General features: G+C 69.2%; 22 protein-coding genes and 2 pseudogenes. 10 read left to right on the top strand and 14 right to left on the bottom strand.

The annotated features are described in order from the left end of the window. Positions 1-108 precede the first annotated feature (108 nt). The 4 genes and pseudogenes from OG562_RS45810 to OG562_RS45795 all read left to right on the top strand — a co-directional run bounded on the left by OG562_RS45810 (position 109) and on the right by OG562_RS45795 (position 3,102). On the top strand, positions 109-990 hold the full coding sequence (locus tag OG562_RS45810; protein WP_266408890.1) for a class I SAM-dependent methyltransferase: 882 nt from the start codon (positions 109-111) through the stop codon (positions 988-990). A 401-nt stretch (positions 991-1,391) separates the two neighbouring features. After that, on the top strand, positions 1,392-1,703 hold the full coding sequence (locus OG562_RS45805) for a hypothetical protein (protein WP_266408887.1): 312 nt from the start codon (positions 1,392-1,394) through the stop codon (positions 1,701-1,703). A 499-nt stretch (positions 1,704-2,202) separates the two neighbouring features. Continuing rightward, positions 2,203-2,322, top strand: a pseudogene (locus OG562_RS45800) (IS5/IS1182 family transposase); the annotation flags it as partial. Positions 2,323-2,634: 312 nt separating this feature from the next. Next, entirely contained in the window at positions 2,635-3,102 is a 468-nt protein-coding gene (locus OG562_RS45795; RefSeq protein WP_266408884.1) for an N-acetyltransferase, read from the top strand. A 426-nt stretch (positions 3,103-3,528) separates the two neighbouring features. Here OG562_RS45795 and OG562_RS45790 read toward each other — a convergent pair whose 3' ends face one another. Together OG562_RS45790 and OG562_RS46170 are read right to left on the bottom strand one after the other, a co-directional pair. Further along, on the bottom strand, positions 3,529-5,169 hold the full coding sequence (locus OG562_RS45790) for a ubiquinol-cytochrome c reductase cytochrome b subunit (RefSeq protein WP_266408881.1): 1,641 nt from the start codon (positions 5,167-5,169) through the stop codon (positions 3,529-3,531). Next, positions 5,166-5,654: a hypothetical protein gene (locus OG562_RS46170; RefSeq protein WP_323187638.1), complete on the bottom strand. Its 489-nt coding sequence runs from the start codon at positions 5,652-5,654 to the stop codon at positions 5,166-5,168. The genes OG562_RS45790 and OG562_RS46170 overlap by 4 nt, the downstream gene beginning before the upstream one ends. A 93-nt stretch (positions 5,655-5,747) precedes the next feature. On the opposite strand from OG562_RS46170, the gene OG562_RS45780 reads away from it, so the two are divergent. Further along, on the top strand, positions 5,748-6,467 hold the full coding sequence (locus OG562_RS45780) for a TetR/AcrR family transcriptional regulator (RefSeq protein WP_266408875.1): 720 nt from the start codon (positions 5,748-5,750) through the stop codon (positions 6,465-6,467). A 236-nt stretch (positions 6,468-6,703) separates the two neighbouring features. Here OG562_RS45780 and OG562_RS45775 read toward each other — a convergent pair whose 3' ends face one another. The 4 genes from OG562_RS45775 to OG562_RS45760 form a co-directional block, all read right to left on the bottom strand. Further along, the gene (locus OG562_RS45775) at positions 6,704-7,438 is read right to left on the bottom strand and encodes a hypothetical protein (protein WP_266408874.1); all 735 of its coding nucleotides are present in this window, start codon (positions 7,436-7,438) and stop codon (positions 6,704-6,706) included. 731 nt (positions 7,439-8,169) lie between these two features. Further along, complete coding sequence (locus OG562_RS45770; RefSeq protein WP_266408871.1) at positions 8,170-8,766, bottom strand: TetR family transcriptional regulator; 597 nt, start codon at positions 8,764-8,766, stop codon at positions 8,170-8,172. Positions 8,767-8,906: 140 nt separating this feature from the next. Continuing rightward, positions 8,907-9,908 carry a hypothetical protein gene (locus OG562_RS45765; RefSeq protein ID WP_266408869.1) on the bottom strand — a complete coding sequence of 334 codons (1,002 nt, stop codon included), beginning with the start codon at positions 9,906-9,908 and terminating at the stop codon, positions 8,907-8,909. A gap of 925 nt (positions 9,909-10,833) precedes the next feature. Then, entirely contained in the window at positions 10,834-11,415 is a 582-nt protein-coding gene (locus OG562_RS45760; RefSeq protein ID WP_266408866.1) for a TetR/AcrR family transcriptional regulator, read from the bottom strand. A gap of 294 nt (positions 11,416-11,709) precedes the next feature. On the opposite strand from OG562_RS45760, the gene OG562_RS45755 reads away from it, so the two are divergent. Continuing rightward, entirely contained in the window at positions 11,710-13,257 is a 1,548-nt protein-coding gene (locus OG562_RS45755) for an MFS transporter (protein ID WP_266408864.1), read from the top strand. A gap of 583 nt (positions 13,258-13,840) precedes the next feature. Beyond that, positions 13,841-14,194, top strand: a complete 354-nt coding sequence (locus OG562_RS45750) for an STAS domain-containing protein (protein WP_266408863.1) — start codon at positions 13,841-13,843, stop codon at positions 14,192-14,194. Between the two features lie 411 nt (positions 14,195-14,605). On the opposite strand, the pseudogene OG562_RS45740 reads toward OG562_RS45750, so the two are convergent. From OG562_RS45740 to OG562_RS45710, 7 genes and pseudogenes are all read right to left on the bottom strand, one after another. Beyond that, a pseudogene (locus OG562_RS45740) lies at positions 14,606-14,855 on the bottom strand (transposase family protein); the annotation flags it as partial. 66 nt (positions 14,856-14,921) lie between these two features. Then, positions 14,922-15,236 carry a WhiB family transcriptional regulator gene (locus OG562_RS45735; RefSeq protein ID WP_266409868.1) on the bottom strand — a complete coding sequence of 105 codons (315 nt, stop codon included), beginning with the start codon at positions 15,234-15,236 and terminating at the stop codon, positions 14,922-14,924. Positions 15,237-15,364: 128 nt separating this feature from the next. Beyond that, the gene (locus OG562_RS45730) at positions 15,365-15,514 is read right to left on the bottom strand and encodes a hypothetical protein (RefSeq protein ID WP_266408861.1); all 150 of its coding nucleotides are present in this window, start codon (positions 15,512-15,514) and stop codon (positions 15,365-15,367) included. Positions 15,515-15,846: 332 nt separating this feature from the next. Then, positions 15,847-16,518: an enoyl-CoA hydratase-related protein gene (locus OG562_RS45725; protein WP_266408859.1), complete on the bottom strand. Its 672-nt coding sequence runs from the start codon at positions 16,516-16,518 to the stop codon at positions 15,847-15,849. Between the two features lie 57 nt (positions 16,519-16,575). After that, on the bottom strand, positions 16,576-17,142 hold the full coding sequence (locus tag OG562_RS45720) for a helix-turn-helix domain-containing protein (protein ID WP_266408856.1): 567 nt from the start codon (positions 17,140-17,142) through the stop codon (positions 16,576-16,578). Between the two features lie 87 nt (positions 17,143-17,229). Next, a complete protein-coding gene (locus OG562_RS45715; RefSeq protein ID WP_266408853.1) occupies positions 17,230-18,810 on the bottom strand; it encodes an MFS transporter in 1,581 nt (526 codons plus the stop codon). A gap of 68 nt (positions 18,811-18,878) precedes the next feature. Then, positions 18,879-20,081, bottom strand: coding sequence for a hypothetical protein (locus tag OG562_RS45710; RefSeq protein WP_266408851.1), 1,203 nt, complete (start codon positions 20,079-20,081; stop codon positions 18,879-18,881). A 199-nt stretch (positions 20,082-20,280) separates the two neighbouring features. Between OG562_RS45710 and OG562_RS45705 the strand changes: the two genes are divergently transcribed. Further along, positions 20,281-22,473, top strand: a complete 2,193-nt coding sequence (locus tag OG562_RS45705; RefSeq protein WP_266408849.1) for a LuxR C-terminal-related transcriptional regulator — start codon at positions 20,281-20,283, stop codon at positions 22,471-22,473. Positions 22,474-22,541: 68 nt separating this feature from the next. Further along, positions 22,542-22,757 carry a hypothetical protein gene (locus tag OG562_RS45700; protein ID WP_266408846.1) on the top strand — a complete coding sequence of 72 codons (216 nt, stop codon included), beginning with the start codon at positions 22,542-22,544 and terminating at the stop codon, positions 22,755-22,757. A 252-nt stretch (positions 22,758-23,009) separates the two neighbouring features. Here the strand turns inward: OG562_RS45700 and OG562_RS45695 are convergent, their stop codons facing one another. Continuing rightward, a complete protein-coding gene (locus OG562_RS45695) occupies positions 23,010-24,140 on the bottom strand; it encodes an NAD(P)/FAD-dependent oxidoreductase (protein ID WP_266408843.1) in 1,131 nt (376 codons plus the stop codon). 431 nt (positions 24,141-24,571) lie between these two features. Between OG562_RS45695 and OG562_RS45690 the strand changes: the two genes are divergently transcribed. Next, the gene (locus OG562_RS45690) at positions 24,572-26,761 is read left to right on the top strand and encodes an MMPL family transporter (protein WP_266408840.1); all 2,190 of its coding nucleotides are present in this window, start codon (positions 24,572-24,574) and stop codon (positions 26,759-26,761) included. Positions 26,762-26,781 lie beyond the last annotated feature (20 nt).

The following is a 26,781-nucleotide window of genomic DNA, read 5'->3' as shown; positions in this document are numbered from 1 at the left end:
CTGCTCCAGCCGAGTATCTCCTACTCATGTGGGGGTGCTCCTGCGTCCTGGAGAATCCCGACGCGGGGGGGGCCGCACGCGAGTGCGGCCAGGAACAGGAGGTTCGCGATGGCTGCAGAGGACGACTTCGGCGTTGAGGAGGCCGGCGCGCACAGGGACGGGCACGCTGAGGGGCTTGCCGCCAACCGGGCGCTGTGGGATTCCCTGGCCGAAACCCACGGCACGACGGCCACCGATCAGTCCTACGACGTGGAGGCGTTTCTCGGCGGTCAGCAGACGCTGCGCAGCATCGAGCGTGAACTGGCCGGTGACGTAGCGGGCAAGGATCTGCTCCACCTGCACTGCCACTTCGGCATGGACACCTTGAACTGGGCCCGCCTGGGCGCGAGGGTCACCGGAGTCGACTTCTCCCCCGTAGCGATCACCCGTGCCCAGGACCTCGCCGAAAAGGCGGGACTGGTCGCGGACTTCGTCGTGGCGGACACCCAGCGCCTGCCCGAGAGCCTTGCGGCCGGGTTCGACGTCGTCGTCGCCACGTACGGCGTGTTGTCCTGGATCGCGGATGTCGACGCGTGGATGCGGGGGGCTGCGCGGGCGCTCAGGCCAGGAGGCCGGCTGGTCCTGGTGGACATTCATCCGGCCTTCCAGACCGTCCTCAGCTTCGAACCCTTCGTGGCCGACTGGCCCTACGGCGGCGGCGAGGCTCAGCACGTCGCTCTGACCGGCACTTATGCGGATCCGAGCGTCGTGACGGCGCCACGGCAGACGGTGCAGTTCCCCTACTCGATCGGTGAGATCGTGACTGCTGCCGCTTCGGCGGGCATGGTTGTGGAACGGCTGGCAGAGCATACGGAGACGGAATCCGACGGCCGCCACATCCTGCCTCGAGGCGCCGACGGTCTCTACCGGTTCCCCTTCAGCGACACCTACCTGCCGATCATGTACTCGCTGCGGGCTGTCGCGCCACGCACGCCGACGAGCGGCAGCTGATCGCGTCCTCCCTCTGACGTTCAGGGGGCCCGTACGCGAAAGCCAACGGCCGCCCCGCGTTTCGGTGCGGCGTTGCCACGGTCGTCACCAACCCGGGGGTACCGGGCTGCAGTCAGTGCCTGTCTGAGAACCAGTAACCGCTCAGGGTTGTGCGGCCCAGAGTTGAGGTGCGGGCAGTGAGGTCGTGGTCGGCTTCGGGTTCTGTCTTACGATTCCGGCAGAAGTTGTTCAGGGTCGGCCAGGGCGGGTGAGCGGGATTGGGGCCAGTTCCAGATTGGTTCTGGGAGGTCTTGGATGCGACAAGACCATGCCTGTCTGCCCTGGAGTCATGGCTGGAGTCACAGCCGAGAGAGATTCTTGAGGGGTTCGCGCTGGCATACCTGGATGCGGCGGACTCACTGATGGACTTCTCGGAAGGCGTGAATGTCGACGGAGAGGTCTGGTCCGAGGACAGCACCGAGGATCTGTGCGTGTGGGTGGTCGGCCAGGGCCGTGGGTTCTGGTGCTCGGTGGTCACAGGTGAGTGGGAACTGGCAGAAGCCGCGCAGGCATATCACGGGAGCCCGTCGCCGCTCAGCGGAGAAGTGACTCAGTGGGATCCAGAGGTCTCGGCCTCAGAGCACCGGGGGTATCAGTCCCCGAACGCTATTGTCTACGGCGTCTATCGAACGCGCTTTGCAGAGGACCTGTACGAACGGCTATCGGATGGATGACCCGCTGTCCTTTTCGTCCGTTCTCCGGGTGGTGCAGCCAGACTCCTGGTAGATCAGCGGTTGTTGAGTCCAGCCGCCCGCCAGGAGCCCGCATGTCGTTTTACCCCGCCCAAGCCGAGTGTGCCAGTCAGGAGCGAGGACCGGCGTGTCGCTGTGTGGCCTGCCGCTTCGGCCGCGGCACCGCAAGGCCTGCTCGTCCGAAGCGGTATCCGTCGGACATGAGCGATGCGGAATGGCAGGTCACGGAGCCGCTACTGCCGCTTGCCGCATGACGATGGGGCATGGGGGCATGGGGGCATGAGGGCGCGGGGGACGCCTGGAAGAGCACTGCCGGCGCACCATCGTGGACGCGAACGGCTGCGAGTGGCGGGCCCTGCCCGCTGACTTCCCGCCGCACTCCACGGTGTACTCGACCACCGCATCCGCCACGTATGGGGCGGAGGGTGGCTACGCGGGCAAGCTCGTGTCCTGGGCAGAAGAGCGCTGGGCGCTCACTGCAGAGATCGTGAAACGCAGTGACGACGCCAAGGGCTTCGTCGTTCTGCCCAGGAGGTGGGTTGTGGAGCGCACCCTGTCCTGGATCTGCCGCAGACGACGCTGCGTCCGCGACTACGAACGCCTGCCCGCTCACCACGAAGCGATGGTCAAGTGGTCAATGATCATCCTCATGACCCGCCGCCTCATCCGAGGTGCAACTCACCCACGCACATCCCCGTGACCGGTTCTCGGTCAGGCACTCAGACAACGGATGGTCGGCTGCGCAGCGGCGAGTCGTGGGCACATGAGTGCCTCTTGCTCAGGTGCTGCATGCCGGCCGCGACGCACGCTTGTCGCTGACCTTCAGACCTCTACGGCAAGGCATGTCATGCGTTCATACAGCAGAGTTGCGTCTCATCTCGAGCGGCGCGGGGGCAGTGAATGCGGTCCGGCTGTGTTCGTCAGCGAGCTGGACCTGACGGACGTGGCGACGGCGACGGCGGTGCACCTGACCGGCCGCCGGTCGTATGCAGTCGAGGCCGCGCTGATCGGTTTCGACGGAATACCCGCTCTCGTGGAGAGCCTGGAAGAGCTGCGGGCCCAGCCGTTGCGTTGGCTCGGGATGACGACGCGTGACGGTCACCTTGCCGCCTTCGTTGCCTGGCAGCGCCTGGCGGGAGGAAACGGCATCGATATCGACCGGGTATGCGTCGATCCGACATGGTTTCGCCGCGGTCTGGCTCTGAGACTGCTCGATCACCTGTTGACCGAGCTGGCCCCCACCGGGCAGGCGCTGGTCAGCACGGGCGCGGACAATCGTCCGGCCATCGCTCTCTATGAGCGTCTCGGCTTCACCCGTGTCGGCACCGTCGAGCGGGCGCCCGGCCTGCTCATGGCCGAGTTCCGGCTTGCGCGGGAATAGGGCCACAGGCCGCCTCGTCGCTGCCCTCGCCGGCGCGAGCGCCTCGAGGCGATGCCGTTGTGTGCATTGGCCTGCGGGGATCCGGCGACGCCGACCTGCCGGTTTCCTTCCCGGACGACTTCGAGCGCGATGCTCGCCCAGCAGCCGTCCCGGCCGTCTCGGCATCTTGTGCCGACGGTCGCCCTACCCGCAGCGGTGGCCGCCGAAGTACGGGAGGGCCGCCGCTCGGACTGGATCCGGCCGGCGAGACACAACGGGCCGAGGTCGCCGGGTGGTCGGCGGGCCTGCTGACCAGGCCTGTCGTCGGCCGGCTGCCCCTGTTTCATGGCATCTCGTGCGACGGCTGACTGCCTGGCGGGCCGGCCTGCGGCTGGTGGCGGCGCCCAGCCGCAGGCCGGCCACGGGTGGGCCGTCATACGTAAGCGGTCAGTGGTGGCCGCGGCCGCTGGTGATCTCCTCGTACTCCTCGGCGGTCGGCTTGCTGATCTGGCCGTCCGCACCGTAGTACGCCTTGCTGAGCCTCGCGCGCAGCTTCTGCGCTCGCGTGACCGGACGCTCGACGCCGTTGTCGTCGACCCGCGGGCTCGTCAGCGCGGCCGGCTCGTACTGCTCGTGCGCGGTGAGGGTGTGCAGCTGCTCCTGGCTGAGGGGGGCGTGGACCTCGACGAACTCACCGTGCGGAAGGCGCCTGACGGTGCCGGTCTCCCGGCCGTGCAGCACCTTGTCCTTGTCCCTGCGCTGCAGGCCGAGACAGATCCGTTTGGTGACGACGAAGACGATGACCGGTCCGGCGAAGAAGAAGATCCGCACGAACCACGTGATCGCGTTGAGCGACAGATGGAACTGGGTGGCCCAGATGTCATTGCCGCCTGCGATCATCGTCACGAAGTACGCCGTCAGCCAGGCGACTCCGAAGGCCGTACGGGTGGGCGCGTTGCGCGGGCGGTCCAGGATGTGGTGCTCGCGCTTGTCGCCGGTGACCCACGACTCGACGAACGGGTAGACCCCGATGAGCGCCAGGACCACGGCGAAGCCGGCGAGCGGGATGAATACTCCCAAGGCCAGTGTGTGGCCCCAGAAGTTGATCTCCCAGCCCGGCATGATGCGCAGCAGCCCTTCGGCGAAGCCCATGTACCAGTCGGGCTGGGAGCCTGCCGCGACCTGGTCGGCCCGGTAGGGGCCGAAGGCCCAGATCGGGTTGATCTGGGCGATGCCCGCGATGACCGCGAGGACGCCGAAGACCAGGAAGAAGAAGCCGCCTGCCTTGGCCGCGTACACCGGCAGCAGCGGCATGCCGACCACGTTCTTGTTGGACCGTCCGGGCCCGGCGAACTGGGTGTGCTTGTGGTAGAAGACCAGGATCAGGTGCGCCACCACGAGGCCGAGCATGATCCCGGGCAGCAGCAGGACGTGGATGGAGTAGAACCGCGGGATGAGGTCGTGCCCGGGGTATTCGCCGCCGAAGAGGAAGAAGGAGAGGTACGTCCCGACGATCGGGATCGACAGGATCGCGCCCTCCATGAAGTGCAGGCCGGTGCCGGAGAGCAGATCGTCAGGGAGTGAGTAGCCGGTGAACCCGGTGAACATGCCCAGGAACAACAGCAGGACGCCGAAGACCCAGTTGACCTCGCGCGGCTTGCGGAACGCGCCGGTGAAGAAGACGCGCATCATGTGCACGATCATCCCGGCGAGGAACACCAGCGCCGACCAGTGGTGCAGCTGGCGGATCAGCAGCCCGCCCCGTACGTCGAAGCTGATGTCGAGCGTGGACTTGTACGCCTCGCTCATCATCTGTCCCTGCAGCGGGGTGTAGCTGCCGTGGTACGCGACCTCGGTCATCGACGGGTGGAAGAACAGAGTCAGATAGACACCGGTCAGGATGAGGATCAGGAAGCTGTAGAGGCAGACCTCGCCCAGCATGAACGACCAGTGGTCGGGGAAGATCTTGCGCATGTTGGCCTTGGCCAGGGTGTAGATCCCCAGTCGGCCGTCGGCCCAGTCGGCGAGGCGCTCGCCTGCCGGCGACTTGCTGCGCGCGGGCGGTTCGGTGGTGGATTCGGTGCTCAAGCGCGCTCCCGGAATGCAGGGACGACGGGCTCTTCGAAGTCGCCGGGCGCTTCGAGGCAGCCTTCATCTGTTCGTTGTGGGAAGGGGGGCGCCGCAGCGGCACGGGAGATCTGCATGCGCGCCCAGCGGCGAAGACCCGCACCGAGGCAGCTCAGGGCGACGCTCAGCGTCAAGCCCAGCGCGAAGTTCAGCGCCCTGATGCTCCCCATGGGCATGACGAGGATCGATGCATCGTTCGGGATCGCCGCGTACGAGACGACGAAGGCGGCGCCTGCCAGCACCGCTGCGGTGAACAGCGCTGCGACCATGCGCTCGGAACGCCTGGTGGCCGGTGCGTCGCAGGGTGGGGTGAGATGATCGCGGCGCGGGCGCCGCTGAGCGGCGCGCGGGTTGCGCCAGACCGGCACAGTCACGAATGCGTGGACATATGTCTCCTTTTCCCTCCTCACCCGAACGATCTCTCGTGGAATGTCTTGTCTGTGCATGGCTCGTCCGCCTTTGCGGCCCGCTCCCCAACCTCTCTAGAGGCTCTAGGTAATTCTAGACCCTCTAGATCGATGCGATGAAGGCAGGTGTTCATGGACCGGCGACCGACGGGCGACGGCCGACGCGACCGGGTGCGCGAGGCCACCGTGCGGGAGATTCACCAGAGCGCTCGGACACTGCTGGCCACCAAGGGGCCGGCCGCAGTCACGATCAACGCCGTCGCCCGCGAGATGGGCATGAGCGGGCCCTCGCTCTACCACTACTACGCCAGCCGGGACGCGCTGGTGGACGCGGTGACCGCGGGGTTCTTCCAGGAGTTGGCCGAAGCCATGGAACGCGACCGGGACAAGCGCACGGGCGCCTCGCCCGCGGACCGGTTCCTGGGCGCGTGCCGCGCGATGCGCGCCTGGGCGGTATCCCATCCCGCCGAGTTCGAGTGGATCTTCGCCAGCCCCGTCAGCGGCACGCAGCACCAGCCCGACTCCGCCCGGCACCAGGCCGGCCTGCGCTTCGAGAGCGTCTTCATCGACATGATCGTCGAGGTGTGGAACACCCGTCCGTTCCCGGTGCCGGAACTGAACGAGCTGCCCGAGGGTCTGCCCGAGCAACTGCACGCGTACTCCCGCCTGATCGACCGACGCCTGCCCCCCGAAGCGGTGCACGTGTACGTGACCTGCTGGAGCCGGCTCTACGGGCTGCTGTGTCTGGAAGTCCTTCACCAGATGGACTTCGTCCTGACCGACATGCAACCGCTCTTCGAGCAGTGCCTGAGCGAGCTGAGCGACATGCTGGGCCTCACCCAGGGACCGTGACGGGGCGTTGCGTGCCCACGACATCGCGGGTCGCCCCCAATCTGAAGGGGCGCGCCTTCCCGCACAGCGGTGGGCGAGACCCGCGACAGCCGCCCCATTGAGTGGGTCGCTGCTGCACGCCGCCTCCGCGCTCCCGGATCTCATGTCAGTGAACAGACAGCCCATGCGCCCGAATATGGATCACCCACGAGATCTCGAAATGAGTAGTCGGCACTCATTTTTCCCGTCACCGCACCTCAGGGGCCTGCGGCGGCAGGGACGCGGCGAGGGCGAACCGGGCGAGAAATCGGCCAAGGAACAGACGCAGAGCCATCCGACCGTCCGGGCGGCATGCCTGCCCGCACGGTCGACACCGCTACGGCCGTCCTCACCCCCGCACATGACGGCTCGCTCGTCGGCTGTGCGGCCCTGGGCCGCGACGTCACGACGCGTCGAGACGTGACCTCGCCCGCTTGCCGCACCCCAGCGGGGCCGTCGTCCTGCGCCGCGGCCGAACTGCCGGCGAAGACGACCAGGCGCAGAACGAGGAAGCGCCCGATTCCGGCGAGGCCGGAAGCGCCGAGGTAGACGACCTGTTCACTCAGCATGCCGGCCGACGGCTGCAGCAGGTGCAGGAGGAACGTCGCCGCACAGGTCATCACGTAGGCGGCCGAGGCCGACCCGGCGGACTGCCAGTGCTGGCGCCATCCGGCATGTCTGCCGGCCTGGAAGGTGAAACGTGCGTGCAGTTCTGTACACAGGAGGGTTGAAGCTGCGGTGACCAGCGCGTTCGCCATCGCCCATGGCATCAGTGCGGCTATCAGTGCCACGGCCGGGCCGGAAGCGAGACCGACACCCCCGCCGCACAGGACGAACCGGGCGAAGGTGGCGAGCGGGCCGGGCCGGCACTCCCCGTCCGCGCCGACCCCCGCCCGGCCCGTGCGCTGCGCCTTGGACGCCGCGCCGGACTTCGAGGGGAGCAGCAGTTTCATAGCGGTCGCCTTCCGGTCCAGGGGCCGTCGGCCTCGGTGCGATGAGGTGCGAGACAGAAGGCCTACAAGCGTTGGCCACCATTCGTTGACAGAATGCCAGCCCCTGGACGCAAAAGTCAACGCCAGTTGGCCTACAGTTGTTGGCATGATGTCGAAGGCCGGAGGCGCCACTGCCCGCCCGCGCTTCCACCGCGCCGGGTCACCCCTTTGAAGCCGACCGCAGGCGCTTCCCAGCCCGGCTGCGAGCGCACCGGCATCCGCCGGTGCCGGCCGGCGCCCCCTCGGCCTCACTCCGGCTGCCGGTGACGGCCTTGTCGGGACCCGGGCGCGCCGTTCCCCTCCCGGGCAGTCGGCCGCCCACGGCGAATCGCGTCGCTCGCCGACGGGCCGGCGTTTGCCCGTCACAGCGACCAGAAGGGCGCCCGGCTGCCGCTCAGCGAGTCTGCCGCGGCGGCGCCGGCCCGAACGGGATGCCGTGCCCGCCTGAATCAAGACGTGCCCCTGCCACGTCTGCGGGAGCGCCCGGGGGCGGGGGCCCGCGGAGTTCCATCCTGAGCCGGGAACGCGCAAACGCCGTCGTCGCCCGGTCGCTGCAGAGCCGGAGCCTCAAGGGCAGTCCCCAGCCTTGGGGCGCAACGGACCGTCCGGGCAAGGCGTCACGCCGTACTCACGCGACATACGGGCGACCTGCGGCGTCCCGGATTGCGCCGGCCCCGCCCCGGCTCTCTCATTCATCGGCGGGTCGGGACCGGGCGGAGAAGTGCACCAAGTCCTGGAGCCAGGAGGCCGACGATCCGCTCGGAGTCCATGACGGCCATCGGGTTCAGCCTGAGAACGTAGCGGCTGAAGATCAGTCCGAGAGTTGTCGTCAGCACGGCCCCAGCTCGTTCTGCGGCGTCGGTTCCGCCGATGCGTTCCGCCAGCCGGGCGGTCAGTTCCCGCTCGACGTACTCGCGGAACGCACGCAGGAGCGCCGGGTCCCGCTGGGCCTGGGTGACCAGCAGCGTCAGCGAACCACCGAGTTCCGGATCATCCCATACGGCCAGGACAGCCCGGATGATCTGTTGAGGCATCTGCTCGGGATCGCCCTCGAGCACGCGGGCCATCACCTGGCCCGGGCTGATCCCGAGCGCCATCGCCCCACCGAACAGCCCTTGCTTGGAGCCGAAGTGATAGCTGATCAGGGCCGGGTCCACGTCGGCTGCCGACGCAACGGCTCGCATCGTCGTCGCGTTGTAGCCGTGCTGCAGAAACGCCGTCTTCGCCGCCGCCAGAATCCTCTCCTTGGCGTCGGAGCCTCCACGCGGACGTCCACGAGATTTATTCATCACCATTGAATATCATGAGACGGAAACCCTCGTTCGGCGCGTAGGCGCTCGCACAACCCAGGTCACGCCTCACCGGCGCCCGGCGGGCGGCCGGGGGCGACGACCGCGGCGGCGAGCGCCGCTGCCGCCGCTCTGCGGGCTCAGCGGGTGATGTCGACAAAGGCCATGGGCCGGTCGGCGACGGTGTGGAACGCGGCCTCGTTGCGGCCCCACCAGTGACCGGTCGGCTTGCCGGTGACCGCGTCGGCCTGGATGAAGATCGTTCCCCGGCCGGCGCCGCTCCATTCCTTCGTGGCAAGCCCCGGAGAGCCCTCGACCCGGCTGTCCCGGAACGCCCAGTGCGGCGACGTCCTGGATGAGAAGGCGACGCCGTGCGGGGCGGAGGTGCTGTCCGAAACCCTGACTGCGTACTCCTGGGTGGCGCTGTTGCCGTCGCGCTCGAACGGCGTCACGGACTGCACGACCATCATGTGCCCGGTAGCGCCTCCGTCCGAGCCGTCCAGGTACTTCACCGCGATGACGGAACCCGCATGCAGGTCGCTGACCCGCTGTGCGGAGGGGCGGCTGACGTGATCGCTCATGTCATCGAGCGCACCGCCGGCGGAGGTGTCGGTGAAGGCGTCGTAGTACTGCTCCGAGGTAGGGCTGCGGAAGCCGATACCGGAGGTGAACCACGCGTCGGTGGCCCAGGAGTAGGCATGTTTCATCGAGGCGGTGAGGAACTGCGCGCACTTGGCCTCGACCTGATAGGAGCTGGGATTCCCGGGCGTGCCCCAGACGACCGTGGCTGTGGCGGAGTCCGCGTGGTCGAGAGCACCGGGGTAGAAGTTCTCCGGGTCCTGTCCTGGCCAGCCGAGTGTCGCGAGTTGGTCGACGATCTCGTTCTCGGCGGCCACCAGGGGGGCGCCGTCTTCGGTTCCGGCTGCCTGCGCCGTGGTCGGCATGACCGCCAGAACAACGGCTGTCGACACTGCGCACAGGGGGCCTATGAGCTTGTTCATCGTGCTGATCTTCTTCTTTCCGTGATGCCGTTCCGTCGCGGCGGAGTCGGTTACTGCCTGCAGGGCGGGGGTGGTCGTGCGGCGCAGCCGGATGTCGCGCAGTCCTGCGGGCGGGATCAGCCATCGCGCGGCGCCGTGCAACGGGGACCGGCCGCCCTGCCGTCTCAGCGACCCGCCGGCATCACCGGGAGCGGCCGGAGTCCGGGCCCTGCGCTGAGGGGCGTTCCAGGTCGGCCGCCCTCCCCCACCGCGAACTTGCCCGCCTTTGGCACCGCTCCGGTTGCTCGGGCAAGCAGGGTCAGTCAACCGTGAGCCGGGGAAGCGGAGATGAGTAATCTCTGCCCATCCGGGCGGCCGGGGGCAGGCCATACGTCTCATAGGAGGCGCTGGCTCTGATCTCAGACGTCCGAGGCGCCGGGTCGATCTGGAAACGTAGATCTCGTGGTCCTGAACAGCGTGATTGCGCCGGGTCCGAGGCGGCCGCGGCCACGCTGTGCCCGCGTCCGGCAGCGACGTATCAGGGAGCTCGCCGCTGATCTGGGACCGTCTCGAAGACGCTCCGGAGCCGGAGCGGGCCGCCGAGCAGCCCCGCGCTCTTGTAGACGCATCACGCGGCTGTGCGCGCAGGAAAGGTCCGCGAGGCTGCAGGAGGAACGCTTCCTGTTCGGCGGCCGCACCGCTCCGGCGTGGAGCGGCCGTGCACCGTCCTCGCCGTCTCTTGCTCGATTTCGTGCTGTTGGCACGGGAAGTGCGGCCTCACCGTGCAGCCGATGGCGGACCCGCCATCCGGATACGCAAGGTGCACCACGCCGCGGACGGCAGGTGGCGCCCATCACCAGCCGAGGTGCGGGAGATGGGCAAGCGTGTCAGCGACGGACGGGCGGCCGGTCGTGCACTGGGCCGGCCTGACCGGACTGGACTGCGCAGGAAGCGCCGTCCCACCATGAAGGCCGCCGCGCAGGCAGGCGACCTGACCGCTCGCGGCTTCAGCCCCGCGGCGGCGGACACGAGGTGGCCGACGGCACCGCCTGGGGCTCCGACCGGTTCCGTCGTCTGATCTGCCTGTTCAATGGGCGGACGCCTGCGGTTCGAGCATGCTCCGGATGGCGGGCGTGTAGGCGGCGACGATCTCTTCAGGCGTCATGCGCACCACGGCTGGGATGCGCAGCAGATAGCGGGTGAGGGCGAGGCCCAGCAGCTGGGCGGAGACCAGCCCGACGTTGTCTTTGGTGGCGGGGCCGAGGGCCGGGGAGACCTGGGCTGCGAAGATCTCCCGCATGCGGCGTGCCGCCTGGTCGTTGGTGACGGCGGAGCGCAGAAGCAGCAGGAGCGCGTCGTCGGCGCCCTCGTGCTCCCAGCGGTGCAGGAAGTGCCGCACGAGGGCTTCGGCCCGTTCCTCTGCCGGGGTGGCGGACAGGTCGGGAAGGCGCAGGTCGATGTCGAGGGCGGCGTCGAAGAGCTGGGCTTTGCTGCCGTAGTAGCGCATGACCATGGAGGGGTCGATGCCCGCGTCGGCCGCGACGGCCCGGATGGTCGTGCGTTCGAAGCCCTGAGCGGCGAAGCGCTGGCGGGCGGCGTCGAGGATCGCTGTCCGGGTGCGGTCGGAGCGTCGGGGGCCCGGGGGGGCTTCTGTGTTCTCTGGTGTCATGCCAACAAATGTAGGCCATCGCTCGTTGACTTTCCATCCCCATGAGTGCGTTAATGTCAACACAGGTTGGCCAACATGCGTTGACATCCGGTGTCTTTCCGTAGTGCAGTCCGTTCCGGCGCCGGGGCGGGCAGCGCGGACGGTAGCGGTCGACACCGGCCTCCCATCACACCTCGCTCACGCGCTACGACTCTGCGCTGGCTGCTCACGCCGCGCCTCCATGGCGGCCGCATCCGCCATCGGATCCGTCCATCGCACCAGCGCACCTCTGTCCAGCGGGAAAGGACGCCTCTCATGAACCGAGGCCTCACAGAACAAGGCCACAAAGTGGTGCGTCACGGCGCAGTACTGGCCGTCACATGCCTGGCTCTGGCAACCGTCGTCTCGGCCATGGCATCGCTGAACGTGGCCCTGCCGGGCATCGCCCGGGAGACCCACGCAAGTCAGACGCAGCTGTCGTGGGTCATCGACGCCTACAGCCTGGTCTTTGCCGCCCTTCTGCTGCTGGCGGCGACTCTGGGCGACCGGTTCGGCCGGCGCCGGGCCCTGCTGGGCGGCCTCGCTCTGTTCGCGGCCGGATCGGTCGCGGCCGCGTTCTCCTCGGAACCCGGGGTTCTCATAGCCCTGCGAGCTCTGCTGGGGGTGGCGGCCGCCTTTGTCATGCCCGCCACGCTCTCGACCATTACCAGCACCTTTCCCCGCGAACAAAGGACGCGTGCTGTCAGCATCTGGGCGGCCGTCGCGGGAGCGAGCGCCATCCTGGGCCTGCTGACTTCCGGCGCCGTGCTCGAAGCATGGTCCTGGCGATCTGTCTTCTGGGTGAACGTCGTTCTGGCGGTCGTGGCGTTCATCGGCACTTACGTCTTCGTGCCGGAGTCGGCCGAAGCAAAGAAGCAGCGCGTCGACACCGTCGGCGCCACGCTTACGGTCGTCGGCCTGGGAATCCTGGTCTACTCGGTCATCCAGGCGCCCGAGCAGGGCTGGGGAAGCACCCGCACCCTGATCGGCATCACAGTGGGATTCATCGTGCTCGCCGGTTTCGTCGTCTGGGAGCTGCGCCACCCCTACCCCCTGCTGGATCCCCGGCTCTTCCGCAACAAGCCGTTCGCCGCCGGGACTTTGTCGATCACCTTGCAGTTCTTCGCGTTCTTCGGGTTCATCTTCGTCGTCATGCAGTACCTGCAGCTCGTGCGAGGCGACAGTGCGCTGATCGCCGCCCTGAGTGTGCTGCCCATGCCCGCCGCCATGATCCCGAGCGCCCGGCTGTCCCCGAAGCTGGCAGCACGTGTCGGCGCTCGCCGTCCCTGGATCGCAGGGCTGATCGCCGTCGCCGTCGGTCTGAGCGTGCTCGCCGAGCTCGACAAGACGAGCTCCTACTGGCTCATCGTCACGGGGCTCATTCCCCTGGGCGCCGGCATGGGCCTGGCCATGACGCCCGCCACCGCGGCCATCACCGACGCGTTGCCCTCCCGCCTGCAGAACGTGGGCTCTGCGGTGAACGACCTGTCCCGTGAACTGGGCGGCGCCCTGGGAATCGCCGTACTCGGCAGTGCGCTGAACGCCGGCTACCGCAATACCCTCGACACCGAGGGGCTCCCGGCCCACGTGGCTGAGGCAGCTCGCTCATCCCTCGCCGCAGCCAACATCGTCGGCGCCAGGACAGGCGACACCGCCCTGGTCAATCAGGCCCGCGACGCCTTCGCCTCCGGTCTGCACCTCGCTCTCGTCACCGGAGCGGGAGCAGCCGTCCTGGGTGCGGCATCGGTCGCTTTCCTTCTGCGGCGCTCCCCCGACACCAGTGACAGCGCCGACGCTCTCGACGGCATCGCCGCGGAGGGATGACCGGCTCCCGCCCTCCTTCCCCGCGCTGCCTGTGCCCCGCCTCGTGCCGGCACGGGCAGCGTCGTGCTCGGCCAAGGCCGTGAGGCCGGGATGGCGCATCGCGGCTTCTGCACGTCGTGGTCCCGTCACGGCTGATCGCACCTGCGGCAGCTGCGGGACGCGCTGACGCGATGCGTACGTCCTCGCCCTCGGGGTCGACGACCTGCACGACCTCGCAGAACTGGCGCGACTGCGCGGACAGGCACCCGCTCCTGTTCAGGAGCCCAGCGAGTCGGGCCCCGCCCGCCGCACTACCACTGCAACGATTCCAGGATTCGCGACTTCGCCGGCACCGAAGTCGCCGACCTACCGCTGAAGCCAGTTGACCGGCGCACCAGCGTTTGGAGGCCATGCTCTCCCCGGTCAGCGTGTCCCGGTCCGGCGAGAGCGCCTCGCGGTCCCGGTCACTGGCCTCGCGCCCTTCCATGGAGCGGTGCGGTATACGAACCCGGATTTTGTTGACGTTGCAACCGTCCATGCGCTTGCGTGGGGGAGGACGCCGACTCCGTTGCGTGGATCTCCGGAGGAAGAACGAGGTGGTCCCATGGATGTATCCCCCCTGGCCGTCTTCCAGCACACCACTCCTGCCGGTGTGCACGTCCTGACCTTGAGCGGGGAGATCGACTGCAGCAGCGTGTCCTTCGTGGGCTGGGCGTTCGACAGCGGCGCAGGCGACCGATGCGCGTCGTGCACGGTCATCGACTTCGAACACGTCACGTTCATGGACTGCAGCGGCATCTCCTTCCTCGTCTACGCTCACCGTGCCGCGCAGGAGACCGACGGCTGGCTTCGCCTGGCCCGCGTTCCCCAGCCCGTGCAGCGGCTCCTGTACATCGTCGGCCTGGGCGACCTCTTGCCGATGTATGCCACGCTCCAGGCTGCCCTCCCCTCCCCCTGAAGAGGCCGACCGAAGCCGCCAGCAGCACGAGTCGCAGGCATCCGCCACGTACCCCGGCCGGACAGGCCCTGCGAACTACCGTCCCGGCTCAGGGGAACACAGGACGGGAGCCCACCCCCATCCACCTCGCAGCGCAGGCGTAGCGGATGCATCCAGCGCTGTGGCCCGCTGCGACGCACCCGTGTCTCGCCACGGCTGCGCGGACTCACGGGTCAAGGACTGGCCGCCACGAAAGACCACGCGGTCCACTTCCACCAGCTGCAGCGCGGCACCGCCGATCGGATCCCCAACCATCGGGGCAACAAACACACCGGCGAGGAAGTCGCCGATCAAGGGCTACGAGGCTTCTCCGGGCGTCCGAGCTGTTTGCGGTGCCGATGTTCTCGTGTTGATGCAGCTGAACGTACACAGCGCAACAGGTGCGGCGCTGTCGACGGCCTCGGTGACGTACCAGTAGACGGTGGTGGTGCCGATCCCGAAACCGGCCGCGAGCCGGGATAGGTCTGGCTGTTGCGAGGGTGGGCGAGAGTGAGCAGGGTCTGCCGGCCCGCGCTCAGGCGCCGCCATCGCGCGCCGAAAGCGCTCCGGCGTTCGGTCAGGCGGCGGCGAGCTAGCGGAGGGCAGAGCTGGCCACGTCGACGCCGGACGGGTAGACAAGCATGCGAAGCCTCCAGTAGAGACGGTTCTCTTGGCGGAAAACCCAACTACCAGGGGCTTCATCCGTCTGTCAGATCAACTGCCCAGCCGACGCCGTCGGAAAGGGCTCAGTGCGTCCCAGCTCGGTTCGGGCGAGACTCCTCCTCGTCGCTTCATACCTGGCGGTTCGGAGCAGCTCCGCGCGTTCCTCCTCGCCGGTCCCGCCCCACACACCCGACGTCTGTGCGGTGCCGAGGGCGTAGGACAGACACTCGGCCCTCACCGGGCAGCGGGCGCAGACGCGTTTGGCGGCGGCGGCCTCCCGCAGCGCCGGCCCGGTGGTGCCCACGGGGAAGAACAGCTCGGGGTCCTCGCCCACGCAGGCGGCAGCGCGCAACCACTCCATCTCATTCCACGGCACTGCTTTGCCTTCTTTGCTGTAGAACGTGATTCTTCGTCATCCGAAGTTCCCCAGCTATATCTGGAGACCGACCTTACCCATTTCTCACTGAGTGCCCGCCCAGTCGCCCGTCGTCAGGCTTTATAGGCGAGCGCATATTGCTCAGCCGGGGTATCCCCGCCGAAATCCTTCAAGCTGAATTCGACCTTGCCGTTGTCGCGCAAGACGTTCGATACCTCGGTCTTCCACAGGGTGATCGGCTTCCCCTTGGACCTGCCGACCACTCCCCTGAATTCGTCGCCGCTGAAGGTAGACCCCCCTGGATGTCCTTGGCCAGTGCTTCCGAGTGCCTGCCGGTTCCGAGCACCATGGTTCCGGTGGGGAGGCTGTCGAGAGTGGGCCCTTTACACCTCCAAGGTCCGCCACCGCAGCTCGCACATGCCAGGCGCCAAAGGACACATTCACACGCTCCGGTGCCCGTGGCCCCTATAGGAGTGAGGTGGACCTCGAGAGGAGTGAGGTGGACCTCGGGGTCTGCAACGACGCGCCGCGGACGTGCCGCGCCTGCTCCTTCGCGACGGCCTGCATTGGCCGGCGCGGTGGCGTGTACGGCGCTTCAGCTGAGGGGAAGGGTGGTGTCGCGCAGCGTGGCCAGGGCCGGGGCGTACATGCGGGCCTTGATGGTGCCGAGGGTGGCCCCCGCTCTGCTCGCCTGCGCCTGGGCCAGTGCGATGGCTGCCGTGCGTACGTCGTCCTCGGCGACTGCTCGGTCGACGATGCCGGCGGCCACCGCGTCGGGTCCGCCGTAGCGGTGCGCGGTGAGCATGGCCCGGTGCGCGGTGTGCGGGCCCAGCCGGGCCTGGATGAGTGCGGACATGCCGGGGGTGAAGGGGATGTCGATGTCCGCCTCGGGCAGGCACCAGTACCCGCGGTCTGCGCGCATGATGCGGAAGTCGTGAGCGAGGGAGAACATCGCTCCGGCCGCGAAGGCATGTCCCTGCAGAGCCGCAACGGTGATCATCGGCAGGGACAGCATGCGCGCGAAGAGCTCCTGGACGCGGACGACGTAGTCGGGGTGCTCGTCCAGGTGGGCCAGCAGCCAGTCCAGGTCCAGGCCGTTGGAGTAGAACTTTCCCTGTGCGGCGGTCACCAGAGCGCGCGGGCCGCTCTCTTTCTCGACCTTGTCCAGTGCGGTGGCGACGGAGGCGAGCCAGTCGGGGTGGAAGCGATTCTCGCCGTCTCCGAGGTCGAGGACGAAAACGTCGTCGTGACGATCGAGCGTGGGCATCTGACTCCTTCAAGTGAGGCGGGATCGGGTGTAAGGGGCGAAGGTCGTCGAGGCGCTTTACCGGTTCCCCAGGCGTGACGCGCGCAGCGAGGCTCGGGCGCGCCTGCTGTCACGAAGCCCTCGCGGCGCCGGCCTCGCCGTCTGCTCGCCTTCACGTCCTTCACGGACGTGCCCTCGGCCAGCTGCGTGCGTATGGCGCTGGTGGAGGCCAGGAACCTGAGCCGGGCGCCCCGGTTGCCTTCTGCGACCGGTCTTGGCCTCAGGGGCGTTGGCGGAGAGGTGGTCCTCCGCCCAGACGGCCAGGGACGCCAGGGGGATGAGGAGGGCCTTGCCGTGGGCGGAGAGCGCGTAGCGGGAACGTGATGGCGTGTCCGGCGCGGCGGTTCGGGTCACGAGGCCGAGGGTGGTGAGTTCGCGCAGGCGCCGGGTGAGCACGCCTTCGCTGAGGCCGGGGAGGCGCTCGCGCACCTGGGCGACGTCGGCCGGACCCCTGGCGAGGGCAGTGATGATCAGCCCGGTCCCGCGTCTGCCCAGCAGGGAGAAGGCCCGGGTGAGGGCCACCAGGGGTTCGGGCAGGTGCGGAGGGCGGGGCTGGTGCGGCGGCTGAGGGGGCGGCAGCGTCATGGCCGGTTCCTTCCTGGTACGGCGCGGGGCGGCGGGGTGCGGCCCTCGCGCCGTAGGTCGTGGTGGCCGTCGGGCAGTTGGCCGTGGCTACGCAGTCGACTTCGCCGTGTCGCGGTGTGTGCCGCTGTTCGGCGTCTCTGCCTGGTCCGTGCCGGGCTTGCCGGGACGGCGCAGCAGGAGGGTGACGACGACGGCGGCCAGGAGGGTGGTCGCGGCGCCGCCGATGAGAGAGAGCTGCATGCCGGAGGCGAAGGCGTCGCGGGCCTCGTCGATCAGTGCCGGGTTGCCCGTGGCGTGGCCGATGTGGTTGGCGGCGGCGAGGGAGGAGCGGGCTGCTTCCGCGACCGGGGCGGGGAGGCCGCCGGTGTCGAGGGAGTCACGGTACTGAGCGCTCATGAGGCTGCCGAGGACGGCGATGCCCAGGGCGCCGCCGAGTTCGCGTGAGAGGTCGTTCACGGCGGATCCCACGTTCTGCAGACGCGGCGGCAGGGCGTCGGTGATGGCCGCGGTGGCCGGCGTCGTGGCCAGGCCCATGCCCGCACCGAGCGGCAGGAGCCCGCCGACGACCAGCCAGTACGAACTGCCGGCGTCGAGCTGGGCCAGCACGACCAGGCCGGTGGTGACCAGGACGAGGCCGACGGTCCAGGGGCCTCGCATGCCTCGCCGGGCGACCAGGAGCGGGCTGAGGCGGGCGCTGGGGATCATCGCCGCGGACATCGGCAGCACGCTCACCGCGGCCATCAGTGCGCTGTCGCCGCGCACCAGCTGGAGGTACTGCATGGTGACGAAGATGAACCCGAAGAACGCGAAGAACTGCAGTGTGGTCGAGACCGACCCGGCCGCGAACAGCTTGTTGCGGAACAGCCGCGGATCGAGCAGGGGGTGCGGGTGCCTGAGCTCCCAGGCGACGAAGGCGACCAGGACGGCGAGCCCGACGGCTATGCCTGCCAGGGTGCGCGTGCTGCCCCAGCCGTGCTCGGGCGCCTCGATGACCGAGTAGACCAGCACGCCCAGTCCCGCCACGGTGAGAGCCGCTCCGGTCACATCGATGCGCTGCCTGCCCGGCTGCGCGGACTCCGGCACGAAGAGGTAGGTGCCGATGAACGCCACCGCCGCCATGACGGCGTTCAGCCAGAACACCGATCGCCACGACCACGCCTCGAGCAGTATTCCGGAGGCGAGCAGTCCCAGCGCGGCGCTGGCGCCCGCGACCCCCGCCCAGATGCTGATGGCACGCGCCTGCTGGGCTCGGGGAAACGTGCTGGTGATCGTGGACAGCGTGGCGGGCATGACGAACGCGGCTGCCACGCCCAGCACCGCACGAAGGGCGATCAGGACGCCCGGCTCGGTCGTGAAGGTCGCGGCGAGCGACACTGCGCCGAACACTGCGACGCCGCCGAGCAGTGCCCTGCGACGGCCGAAGCGGTCGCCGAGGGTCGCGGCGAACAGCAGGAACGAAGCGAAGATCAGGCTGTAGGAATCGATGATCCACGACAGCTGGGTCTGGTTGGCGTGCGTCTCGCGGGCGACGTCGGGCAACGCCACGCTCAGCGAAGCCATCGCCGATACGACGGTCGCCAGTGCCAGGCAGGTCACGGCCAGGACGGCACCGGGGCGCAAGGTGCGCACCGGTCCGCCTGTCCGGTCCGAAATGATGGCGCCGGTCATGGGGGAACCTCCTTGGGGTGAAACCTGGTGAGCGGGCGGTGCGCTTGGACTCACCGCCTGGGCAGTGGTCAGCTGGCGACGACGTCTTCGAGGCTGCGGCGCGGGCTGAGGCCCGGCGTGCGCTCGGGGTGGCCGATGCGGAAGGACAGCAGGCCGCTCGAGGCGGGACGGCCGAGCAGGGCGGCCCAGCGTGCGGAGAAGACGTCGCGGTTGCCGGCCGCTTTGTCGCGGTCGATGCGTTCGGTGATCTGGTTCATGTGGTGCAGGCCGAGGCCGAGTGCGGTCGCGGTGAGGTGCATCCGGGCCAGCAGCCGTCCGCCGTTGACCTGGGCGCTTCGGTCGGCGACGTCGTCGACGGTGATCACGCCGTAGGCGGCGGCGGTCGCGGTGTGCACCTCGCGGGTGGCCTTGACCCAGTAGGCGTCGCCGTCCGTGCGGGACTGTGCGGGGAGGAGTTTCGCGGCGAACAGGGCCAGGTCGCCGAGGCCCTGGGCGTCGAGGGTGAGCCCGTCGCGGTGCTTGTCGATGCTGCTGCGCGCGCTGCGGAACCAGCTGAAGGCCTCCGTCGACTGCGCGGTGTCCGCGGTGATCGCCTCGGTGGCCTCGACGTAGAGCCGGCCCAGCTGCTCGCGCGTCGTCCTGTCGGCGATCCACAGCACGTTCGCTCCCTCGATGCGGGAACTCTGTTCGGTGAAGCCGCTCAGGTCGACGGGTGCGGATGTGTACGGGCCGCGGTTGGTGTGTCGGTGCGGGATCGCGGCGGCGAGGTCACGGTCCTGTCCGGTGCGGTCCTTCCTGAGTGCGATGCGCGCGACGTGGTCCGAGGCCGGGCCGTGCGGGAAGAGGGTGACCTGCGACGTCGCGCCGGCCGATCCGGCGGCGATCACCATGTTCTCGACGGCGCAGCCGAGGCCGGCGAAGTGTTCGCGGCCGCTCGCGTCGTTGAGCGGCATCCTCCTGCTGGGGTCGGAGTGGACGTCGATGGCGTCGCCGTCGACGATCATTCGCCAGGGCTGCGTGTTGTGCGGGTTGCACGCGAGGACGCCGGCGGCGACCACCCGCTCGATGCCGGTCATCGAGCTCCAGTCGTGCCAGAGGTCGTACGGATCGCCGGATCCGGCGCTGAAGGCGCCGTTGTTGACGGCCCGGACTCCGCCGACGCCTACGCCCAGTGCCGCCACCGAGCCGAGGCCGAGGCCGGCCAGCTTCAGCCCGTCTCTGCGGGTCAGGGCTATTTCCGGGTGATCCTGTGTGGCAGTGTTCGTGGCCATTGCGTCTCTCCTGTCGCGCGGCCCCGGTCGTGGCAGGAGATTCGCGCGGGACAGGGTGCTCGCGCACCACCCCGCCGCGAGATGTACCCGGGGTGGTGGAGCTGGCAGAATCGGCGTCGGGTTGCGGTGCTGGGCGCCGCAGGTCGGGAGCGTCGTGACGTCGGAGATACCTACGCGGCCACTGCTCACGGTGAAACAGGTGATTCCGCCGGCCCGGGCCGGCGCGGTCCCGCGCGAACGCCTGCAGCGGCAGCTGCGTCTGGCCGAGACCCGGCTGACCGTGGTGGTGGCGCCCGCCGGCTGGGGCAAGACGAGTCTGCTGAGCGGCTGGGCGGCGGATCCCGAAGAGAAGCGTCGCCTCGCGTGGGTCTCGCTCGACGAGAGCGACGACGAGCCCGTGCGGTTCTGGAGTTATGTCCTCACCGCGCTGCGCGGCGCCGGCGGGGTGATCAGCGCAGGTCCGCTTCAGGCGTTGGACGCGGCCGGCGTCCCCCCGATCGACCTTGCGCTGCCGATGCTGCTGAACGAGCTGGCCGCGTCCGCGGTACCGCATGTGCTGGTGCTCGACGACTACCACCTGCTCGCCGATCCGCGGATCCACGAGGCGATCGAGTACCTCGTGACGTACCTGCCCGCCTCGTTGCGGGTGGTGATCGCCGCACGTACGGATCCGCCGCTGCCGATCGCGCGGCTTCGGGCCCGTGGCGACCTGACGGAGTTGCGGGCGGCACAGCTGCGGTTCTCGCGGGACGAGGCGGCTGCCCTGTTGTCGGCGGTGTCGGGGCACGACCTCGACGGCGCGGCCGCGGCAGGCGTATGGGAGCGGACGGAAGGGTGGGCTGCCGGGCTGCAGTTGGCTGCCCTCGCGCTGCGCGCGGACCCGGCGAAGGCGCCCGCCGGTGATCGGCATCTGCTGGACTATTTCGCGGCCGAGGTGCTGCCCGCTCTCGAGCCCAGGCAGCGTGACCTGCTCGTGCGGGCTGCGCCGCTCGAACGGCTCTCGGGTTCGCTGTGTGACGCCGCGCTGCAGGTGACGGGTTCGGCCGCAGTGCTGGCCGATCTGGTCAGGGCGGATCTTTTCGTGGCCGCGCTGGACGACGAACAGCGGTGGTACCGGTGCCATCGTCTGCTGCGGGATGTTCTGGCAGTCGAGACGATGACGGACCCGAAGGAGGTTCTCGGCCATGCCGCGGACTGGTTCGCGGCACAGGACCGGATCGACGACGCGGTACGCCACCTGCTGCGGGCCGGCCGCGACGATGCCGCCGCCGAGCTGATGTTGCGCAACGCCGAGACGTGGTTCTTCCCCCGTGGGGAGGCTGCCACCTACCTGAAGTTCGGCGAGGAGTTGTCCGCCCGGGTGGTGGGCCCGGCGCTGGCGTTTTCGCTGGCGTACTCGGCGGCGCTGTGCGGCGATCAGACGGGCGTGAACCGCTGGCTGGACGTCTGCGAGGCGAGTGGCACCTGCGCCACCGTCGTCCCCGGCTGGCACGACTTCCGCAGTGCCGTGCTCTGTGTGCGTGCGGGTTTCGGCATGTCGGATGCCGAGTCCGCGCGGTCCGTCGTCATGGTGCGCCATGCGCTCGCACTGGAGACCGAGGGCGGCGGGGCCGGGCATCCGACCGTGCGCGCGGCGCTCGGGGCCATGCTGGCCCGCGACGGCCGCTTCGACGAGGCGGCGACCCTGCTGCTCGACCTGTGGTCGTCGCCGCGCGACCGCAAGGCGTGGCCGCCGTCGCTCGTTGTCCAGGGCGCCGGAACGCTGATGATCAGCCTTGTCGAAGCCGGCCGCGGCGAGGAGTGCGACCGGGTCATGCGTGAGGCCGGCCCGCTCGCCGACACCGTGGAGCGCGACGGACGCGAGGCGAGCACGCCAGGACTGGCCCCGTTGCGCATCGCCCAGGCCAGGCGCAGCTACCAGAACGCCCGCATGGAGGCGGCCGCCGTCCTGCTGCGGCGGGTCGTCCCCCTCGCAGAACTGCACCCGCGGCCGACGGTGCTGTTCCTCGGGCTGGTGTACCTGGCCGACGCCGAACTCGCCTGCGGCGACCGGTCGGCGGCCCGTGCGGCGCTGTCGCGGGCCCGCGAGGTCGTGGACGAGGAGCCGGTGAGTGCGTTCGCGTCGCGGCGGCTGGAGGAGAGCGAAGCGCGGCTGGGCCGGGCCGGCGCCCGCACCGGCGTACGCTCGGGTGCTCTTGTGGAGGAGCTCACCGACAGGGAGCTGTCGATCCTGCGGGCCCTGCAGGGGCCGGCGACCCAGCGTGAGATCGGCGCAGAGCTGTTCTTGTCGATCAACACGGTCAAGGCGTACAACAAGAGCCTCTACCGCAAGCTCGGCGTCGCTTCCCGGCACGACGCCGTCGCAGCTGCGCGCGATCTTGGCCTGATCTGAGGCCACCCGGGGTGCTCTTTTCGAGCGGGTGGTGCGCGGGCACCCGGGCCGCAGGTTCTCTGGACGGCATGACCCGTACCCGTTTCGAGCTGACGCTGCGCGGACCGATCGCCCGCTCCCTGCTGGACGTGATCCTGACACGGTTCGACCACGTGTCCACGCCCGGCACGGACGGCACCGTGCTGGTCGCCGAAGCCATGGATCAGGCATCGGTCCGCGCTCTGCTGAACCTGCTCTGGGATGCCGGCCACGAGGTGCTGACTTTCGAGGAGGTGACGGTCTGAGACGTCCCGCGGCGAACCTGCCGCGGCGGGAGTCCCACGACGTACCTGCAGGCGGCATCCGGGTGAGGGGCTCTTCGCCGACCCGAGCTGCAGTGGGGCACAACTGGCTTCCCGGTGTCCGTCGATGCCGCCACGGGCTTGCGTGCAAGCGCGATGGCCGTTCGGTCCGGCGCACGTTCCTTCTTCCCTTCTTCCTGTGTCGGCGTGCCGGGCAGGCCAGTTCACCCTGCACGGCGGCGAGGAGGGCGATCTCTAGCGGTAGTCGAGCTCGGCGAGCTCGGTGGCGAGCTTCCTGGGCATCGGGGTATGTCCCAGCAGAGGCAGCGCGATGTTGCGGACACTGCGGGCCACGGAGCTGCGCGTGGTGGCCACGCGGGTCATGCGGTGGGTGAAGGCGACCACGCGCTGGGCCACGGGGCGGCGCTGCGCCTCGTAGCCGTCGAGCCGGCCGGTGGCGAACGCCCGGCCCAGGGTGTAGCCGTCCTGGATGCCGGTGTTCATCCCCTGGCCGCCTGCGGGGCTGTGCACGTGGGCGGCGTCGCCGGCCAGCAGCAGACGGCCGGCGCGGTAGTGGTCGGCTACCCGGTGGTGCACCCGGAACCGTGACGACCATGCCAGACCGGTGACCTCGGCCTGGCCGGGGGCGCGCTCGTCGAGCAGCTTCTGGACGAAGTCGAGGTCCGGGGAGGCGGGCGCGTCGTCCACGGTGGCGACGACCCGGTAGTGGCCGCCGGGAAGCGGGGCGACGACGGCGAGCCCCAAGGTGCCGAAGGTCAGCGAGACCTCGTCCGGCCCGGGGACCCAGTCCATCACCACGTCGGCGAGGACGAAGGACTCGGCGTAGGCGTTGCCGGTGAAGCCGATGCCCGCCGCCTCGCGCACGGTGCTGTGCATGCCGTCGGCGCCGACGGCGTGGGCGGCGCGCAGCGTCTCGCCCGTGGTCATGGTGAGCGTCACGCCCTCCTCGTCCTGGACGACGGAGGCGACCTCGTAGGGGCGGTGCACGTCGCCGCCGAGCGCCCGCAGCCGGTCCAGCAGCACGCTCTCGGTCTCGTACTGCGGAACCATCAGCGTGTACGGATGGGGCGTGGGCAGCGTGTCGAACGGCACCGTCAGCAGTCGGCGCGCGCCGTCGCGGACGGCGAACCGGGTGACCTTGACGCCTCGCGCGATCAGCTCCTCGGAGGCTCCCAGCTCGTCCAGGACCTCCAGCGTGCGGGCATGCACAACGGCGGCGCGCGAAGTGTTGGCACCCTCCGCCAGCTTGTCCAGGACAACGAAGTCGATGCCCGCGGAAGCGAGCGTGACGGCGAGTGCGAGACCGGCCGGTCCCGCGCCGACGACGGCGACTTCGGTGCGGGCGGGAAGTGCGGTGGCGTTCATGGCGGAGCCTTCCGTTTCTGATCCGGGAAGCAGGTCAACAGGCGTTGGCCGACGCTCGTTGACAGGATGCTCGAAATTCCAGCGAGAGTCAACACGCGTTGGCCCACAGTCGTTGGCGCGAAGGGGGCGGGGGCTTGCATTCCCTCTCGGCGGCGCCACCTGCCGTACTCGCGACGGCCGTTGCGCCGCCGGGGTCCGGCCGGCGACTTGAGCCCTGCCGCACCTGGACGTCTTCTGAGCGGCGACCGGGTGACCTGCGACATAGGCACCGTTTACTCAGTCGCGTGGGAGCCGGGGCCGGAAGCATCGGCACTGGGGGAATCCGCCCGGCCGGATGCTCATCCGGTTCGGAAAGCAAGCTGCTCAAGCGGCTGCGCGCCGCAGCAGGCCAACTCTGTTCCCTCCGCCCACCGAAGTCTCCGGGAGTTCCCGTGGCCGCCTACCTCGACAGACTCGCCCGCCTGGCGTTCCGACGACGCCGGATCGTCGTCTTCCTCTGGCTGGCCCTTCTGGCCCTGGTGGGCCTGGGCGCAGCGACAGCGTCCACCGCCACGTCGTCGTCCTTCTCCCTGCCCGGCACGGAGTCACAAAGGGCCCTCGATCTGCTCGAGCGGCGCATGCCCGACAGTCATGCCGACGGCGCCACGGCTCGCGTCGTCCTGCGGGCCCCTGCGGACACCCAGATCACCGCAAGAGCGCAGCAGAGCGCGGTGCAGGAGGTGATCGAGGACCTGCGTGCCGGGTCCGCTCAGGTCGCCTCGGTGGCCGACCCGTACGAAACCGGAGCAGTCTCGAAAGACGGATCGACCGCGTTCGTGACCGTCACCTACGACGCCACCGCACCGCAGATCACGGATGCCACCCGAGAGGCGCTCAACGAGGCCGGTGCGCGGGCGGAGCACGACGGCATGCGAGTCGAGATCGGCGGCGATGCCCTCGCCGTGGCGCCCGAACCGGGCGCGGGCGAAATCATCGGCGTCGTCATCGCCGGCGTCGTCCTCGCCATCACCTTCGGCTCCCTGGCGGCGGCCGGTCTGCCGCTGATGACGGCCATCGTCGGCGTCGGGATCGGCATCTCCACCATCACGGCGCTGAGCAACGTGCTGGATCTGGGTTCCACCACCTCCACCCTGGCGATGATGATCGGGCTTGCCGTGGGAATCGACTACGCCCTGTTCATCGTCTCCCGGTACCGAGCGGAAACAGCCGAGGGCAAAGAAGGCGAGGAAGCCGTCGGCCACGCTGTCGGCACCGCGGGCTCCGCCGTCGTCTTCGCCGGTCTGACCGTGGTCATCGCCCTGGCCGGCCTGTCCGTGGTGGGCATCCCCGGGCTGACCAAAATGGGCCTGGCCGCCGCCGGCACCGTACTCATCGCCGTCCTGATCGCCCTGACCCTCATACCCGCACTCCTCGGGTTCGCAGGGAAGCGGATCACCGGCCGCAAGAAGAGCGACAGACCTCGAGCACGCCGTGAACGCAATGGAGGCACCCGCTGGGCACGCTTCGTCCTGCGGCGCCCCCGGCACGTGCTCCTGCTGGGCGTGCTGGGGCTCGGGGCCCTCGCCCTTCCCGCCTCGTCCCTGGAACTCGGCCTGCCCGACGACGGGGCGCAGCCCGCCAGCACCACCCAGCGCAAGGCATACGACCTGCTGTCCGACCGCTTCGGGCCCGGCGTCAACGGCCCGCTGCTGGTGGTCGTCGACGGAGACAGGACGGCAGCCGACCAGACGGCGACGGCCCTCAAGAAGATCCCGGGCGCCGCGGTCATCACTGCGCCCACGGCCAATGCCGCCGGAGACACCTCTGTCATCACGGTCGTCCCCGCACACCGTCCTTCCTCCGAGTCCACCGAACATCTCGTCCAGGAGATCCGCAGAGAGACCGGACACGACGTCCTGGTCACCGGGACCACGGCCCTCAACATCGACTTCTCGCAGAAGATGAACAGCGCGCTGGTGCCCTACCTCGCACTGGTCGTAGGGCTGGCGTTCATCCTGCTCATGATCGTCTTCCGCTCGGTCCTCGTGCCCCTCAAGGCAGCGCTGGGCTTCCTGCTGTCGGTGACCGCCGCACTGGGCGCCGTCGTGGCGGTCTTCCAATGGGGATGGCTGGGCTCCCTCTTCGGAGTCGAGCAGACCGGGCCCATCGTCTCGATGATGCCGATCTTCATGGTGGGCGTCGTCTTCGGACTGGCCATGGACTACGAGGTCTTCCTGGTCACCCGGATGCGCGAGGCCTACGTACACGGCGAGCAGCCCCACACGGCGATCGTCACCGGCTTCAGGCACGGCGCGCGGGTGGTCACAGCCGCCGCCGTCATCATGATCGCTGTCTTCGCGGGCTTCATCGGCTCAGGTGAGCCCATGATCAAAATGATCGGTTTCGGACTGGCCATCGCGGTGTTCTTCGACGCCTTCGTCGTCCGCATGGCCATCGTTCCCGCAGTCCTGGCCCTGTTGGGCCAGAAAGCCTGGTGGCTGCCCCGTCGACTGGACGCGCTCCTGCCGGACATCGACATCGAGGGAGCAAAGCTCTCGAGCTCGTTCGCACCCCTCACGTCTTCCAGCCCTGACGCGACAGTCGACGAGCGCCCGGAAGCCGATCAACGCGTTGCTCTGTGAAGCCGAAGACTCAGTCCGGC

It is taken from the genome of Streptomyces sp. NBC_01275 (assembly GCF_026340655.1).
GTDB lineage: Bacteria > Actinomycetota > Actinomycetes > Streptomycetales > Streptomycetaceae > Streptomyces.
This window is presented reverse-complemented; position numbering and strand designations above follow the sequence as displayed.

Coding starts and splice junctions, on each gene's coding strand:
- OG562_RS45810 (WP_266408890.1), top strand. CDS start 109: ATGGCTGCAGAGGACGACTTCGGCGTTGAGGAGGCCGGCGCGCACAGG.
- OG562_RS45805 (WP_266408887.1), top strand. CDS start 1,392: ATGGACTTCTCGGAAGGCGTGAATGTCGACGGAGAGGTCTGGTCCGAG.
- OG562_RS46170 (WP_323187638.1), bottom strand. CDS start 5,654: ATGCACAGACAAGACATTCCACGAGAGATCGTTCGGGTGAGGAGGGAA.
- OG562_RS45780 (WP_266408875.1), top strand. CDS start 5,748: ATGGACCGGCGACCGACGGGCGACGGCCGACGCGACCGGGTGCGCGAG.
- OG562_RS45775 (WP_266408874.1), bottom strand. CDS start 7,438: ATGAAACTGCTGCTCCCCTCGAAGTCCGGCGCGGCGTCCAAGGCGCAG.
- OG562_RS45770 (WP_266408871.1), bottom strand. CDS start 8,766: ATGAATAAATCTCGTGGACGTCCGCGTGGAGGCTCCGACGCCAAGGAG.
- OG562_RS45760 (WP_266408866.1), bottom strand. CDS start 11,415: ATGACACCAGAGAACACAGAAGCCCCCCCGGGCCCCCGACGCTCCGAC.
- OG562_RS45755 (WP_266408864.1), top strand. CDS start 11,710: ATGAACCGAGGCCTCACAGAACAAGGCCACAAAGTGGTGCGTCACGGC.
- OG562_RS45750 (WP_266408863.1), top strand. CDS start 13,841: ATGGATGTATCCCCCCTGGCCGTCTTCCAGCACACCACTCCTGCCGGT.
- OG562_RS45735 (WP_266409868.1), bottom strand. CDS start 15,236: ATGGAGTGGTTGCGCGCTGCCGCCTGCGTGGGCGAGGACCCCGAGCTG.
- OG562_RS45725 (WP_266408859.1), bottom strand. CDS start 16,518: ATGCCCACGCTCGATCGTCACGACGACGTTTTCGTCCTCGACCTCGGA.
- OG562_RS45720 (WP_266408856.1), bottom strand. CDS start 17,142: ATGACGCTGCCGCCCCCTCAGCCGCCGCACCAGCCCCGCCCTCCGCAC.
- OG562_RS45715 (WP_266408853.1), bottom strand. CDS start 18,810: ATGACCGGCGCCATCATTTCGGACCGGACAGGCGGACCGGTGCGCACC.
- OG562_RS45710 (WP_266408851.1), bottom strand. CDS start 20,081: ATGGCCACGAACACTGCCACACAGGATCACCCGGAAATAGCCCTGACC.
- OG562_RS45700 (WP_266408846.1), top strand. CDS start 22,542: ATGACCCGTACCCGTTTCGAGCTGACGCTGCGCGGACCGATCGCCCGC.
- OG562_RS45695 (WP_266408843.1), bottom strand. CDS start 24,140: ATGAACGCCACCGCACTTCCCGCCCGCACCGAAGTCGCCGTCGTCGGC.